This is a genomic window from Mycobacterium sp. 1245852.3, assembly GCF_001669335.1.
Taxonomy (GTDB): Bacteria; Actinomycetota; Actinomycetes; order Mycobacteriales; family Mycobacteriaceae; genus Mycobacterium; species Mycobacterium europaeum_A.
Genome location: NZ_LZLL01000516.1, coordinates 1 through 3077, shown reverse-complemented (window position 1 = coordinate 3077; position 3077 = coordinate 1). Strand labels below are relative to the sequence as shown.

Annotated in this window: 3 protein-coding genes and 1 pseudogene; all 4 read left to right on the top strand. The window is 68.3% G+C overall.

The features are described 5' to 3' along the window. Positions 1-229 (top strand): annotated as a pseudogene (locus tag A9W96_RS23245) (acyl dehydratase); the annotation flags it as partial. Beyond that, entirely contained in the window at positions 226-1407 is a 1182-nt protein-coding gene (locus A9W96_RS23240; protein ID WP_067143375.1) for a lipid-transfer protein, read from the top strand. The pseudogene A9W96_RS23245 and the gene A9W96_RS23240, both read left to right, overlap by 4 nt. Positions 1408-1417: 10 nt before the next feature. Next, positions 1418-2488: a zinc-binding dehydrogenase gene (locus A9W96_RS23235; RefSeq protein WP_066877725.1), complete on the top strand. Its 1071-nt coding sequence runs from the start codon at positions 1418-1420 to the stop codon at positions 2486-2488. After that, a partial coding sequence (locus A9W96_RS23230) for a TetR/AcrR family transcriptional regulator (RefSeq protein WP_067143372.1) occupies positions 2485-3077 on the top strand: 593 nt, incomplete at its 3' end. The genes A9W96_RS23235 and A9W96_RS23230, both read left to right, overlap by 4 nt.

The window sequence follows — 3077 nt, the reverse complement described above, 5'->3', positions numbered from 1 at the left end:
GGCCGGCCCCGAAGCGATGGTGAAGAACCTGTCGATCCGCCTGGGGGTGCCGTGCTTTCCGGATGATCCGCTGCGGTTCACCGGCAGCGTCACCGGCAAGACTCAAGGCCCTACTGGGACGCCGCCGGCCGAGAACTTCGTCGAGGTGACGTTCAAGGGTTCCAACAGCCTGGGCGATCACGTGTCCGGCACGGCGGTGCTCAGCCTGCTCGACGGGGTGGCCGCATGAGCCGGACGGGTCCGGGCAGCCTTCCCGGAAGCTGCGCCATCGTCGGGATCGGACAGACGGAGTTCTCCAAGGAATCCGGGCGCAGCGAGCTGCAATTGGCGTGCGAGGCGGTCAGCGCCGCCCTCGACGACGCCGGCCTGGCCCCCGGTGACGTCGACGGCATGGTCACGTTCACCATGGACTCCAGCGATGAGATCGACGTCGCCCGCAACGTGGGCATCGGCGACCTGAGCTTCTTTTCCCGCGTGCACCACGGCGGCGGCGCGGCCGCCGGCACCGTCGTGCACGCGGCGATGGCGGTCGCCACCGGGGTCGCCGACGTGGTGGTGTGCTGGCGCGCCTTCAACGAGCGCTCCGGCTTCCGGTTTGGCGGCAGCGGACGCAGCATGGCCGAAACCCCATTGTTCATGGCGCATTACGCGCCGTTCGGGCTGCTCACCCCCGCGGCCTGGGTAGCGATGCACGCCCAGCGCTACATGTCGACCTACGGCGTCACCAACTCCGACTTCGGCAGGGTCGCGGTCGTCGACCGCAACCACGCGGCGACCAACCCCGACGCCTGGTTCTATCAGCGGCCGATCACCCTGGAAGACCACCAGAATTCGCGCTGGATCGTCGAACCCGTACTGCGCCTGCTGGATTGCTGCCAGGAGAGTGACGGCGGCGTCGCGCTGGTGATCACCAGCGCCGAACGCGCCCGCGACCTGCGCCAGCCGCCGGCCATCATCACCGCGGCCGCCCAGGGCGCGGCCCGCGACGGCGAGATGATGACCAGCTATTACCGCGACGAGATCACCGGCCTGCCGGAGATGGGTGTGGTGGCCCGTCAGCTGTGGCGCGACTCCGGTCTCAAGCCCCAAGACATCCAGACCGCCTTCATCTACGACCATTTCACGCCGTTCGTGTTCGCCCAGCTCGAGGAGCTCGGGTTCTGCGGGCGCGGCGAGGCCAAGGATTTCGCGACGGTCGAGCGGCTGTCGCTGGGCGGAGAATTCCCGATCAACACCAACGGCGGCCTGCTCGGCGAGGCGTACATCCACGGCATGAACGGCATCACCGAGGGGGTGCGTCAGGTGCGCGGCACGTCGTACAACCAGGTCGACAACGTCGAACACGTGCTGGTCACGTCCGGAACCGGGGTGCCGACCAGCGGCCTGATCCTCGCACCGGCCGGCTGAGGGGCTCGCCATGCCCAGGCTCGCGATCCTGACCGCCCACGGCGGGCCCATCGAGCTGGCCGAATTCCCGTTGTCCACACCTGCGCCGGGCACCGCGGCGCTGCGGCTGCGGATGGCCGGCATCTGCGGATCCGACCTACACATCTTTCGCGGCGAGCTGCCGCTGCCCTGCCCCTTCGCCATGGGCCACGAAATGGTCGGCGAGATCGCCGAACTCGGCGAGGGCCTGACCACCGACGCGACCGGTAAGCCGCTCGCCGTCGGCGACCGTGTGGTGGCGCCGTACTTTTGGTTCTGCGGCAGCTGTCACGCGTGCGCGCGCGGACGCTCGTATGCCTGCCAGAACCTGATGGCCGGCGAGTACCGCACCCATGAGCAGGTACCGCACTTCGTCGCCGCTTACGGCGAGTACTACTACACCAGCCGCCGGCAGCCGCTGTACAAGGTTCCCGCCGACCTGCCCGACGAGGCGGTAGCGCCGTTGAATTGCGCTCTGGCGCAGGTGCTTTTCGCGCTGCGCGAGGTTCGCCTCGGGGATACCGTCGTCATTCAGGGCGCCGGCGGGCTGGGCATCAACGCCGCGGCCGTCGCCCGGACGGCGGGCGCGGCGTCGGTCATCGTCATCGACAAGATCGCCGAACGGCTCGACGTCGCCGCCGACTTCGGCGCCACCGTGTGCATCGACGCCAGCGCACTCTCGGCGGCCGAGGTCACCGAGCGGGTGCACAAACACACCGACGGCATCGGGGCGGACTGGGTGCTCGAGGTCGTCGGTGTGCCGGGCGTTATCCCGGAGGGAATCGGGTTCCTCAACAACGGCGGCACGCTGCTCGAGGTCGGCAACGTCGGGATGGGACGCACCTTCGAGCTCGACCCCAGCGCGTTGGTCTACGGCAACAAGTCCGTGCGCGGCGTGATGCTCTATGACCCCGTCACCCTGGCCACCGGGCTGTCGTTCCTGCAGCACACCAGTTTTCCGTTCGAGCGGCTGATGCCCGAGCCGTTTCATCTGGCCGACGTCAACGCGGCGTTCGCCTCGGCCGATGCCGGGCTGGTGCCCCGGGGGGCGTTGATCCCGTGACGGCGCAGGCTTCTCAGGTGACCGACACCCGCGAGCTCATCGTGGAGTCGGCGTTCGCGTGCTTCGGCAAGCAGGGATTGCAGAAGGCGACCATCGTCGACATCGCCAAGCACGCGGGCGTATCCCGCAGCACGATCTACGAATACTTCTCCGACAAGGCCTCGATCGTCGAGGCGTGCGCCGAGCACGCGTCGCAGCGGTTCTACCGCGAGATGACCAAGGCGATGGACCGTGGCGGCACGCTGGAGGACAAGCTGTGTTCGGCAGCGGTTTTCGTCACCCAGGCGCGGCGGGTCATCGCTTCGGAAAAGTACTTCGACGAGGACGCCATCAGCCTGTTGCTGACCAAGGACGCCGCGGTGCTGCTGCGTGAATGCGTCGAGTTCTTCGCCCCCTACCTGTCGGCCGCCCGGCTCACCGGCGAGGTGCGCAAGGACCTCGACATCGAGGCCGCCGGTGAATGGTTCGCGCGCATCCTGTTCTCGTTGTTCAGCACGCCGTCCTCGACGCTGGACATGGATGATCCCGACGTGGCGGCGGAATTCGTTCGCGCCCATGTGGTACGCGGGTTCGCCAGCGACCGCCCGCG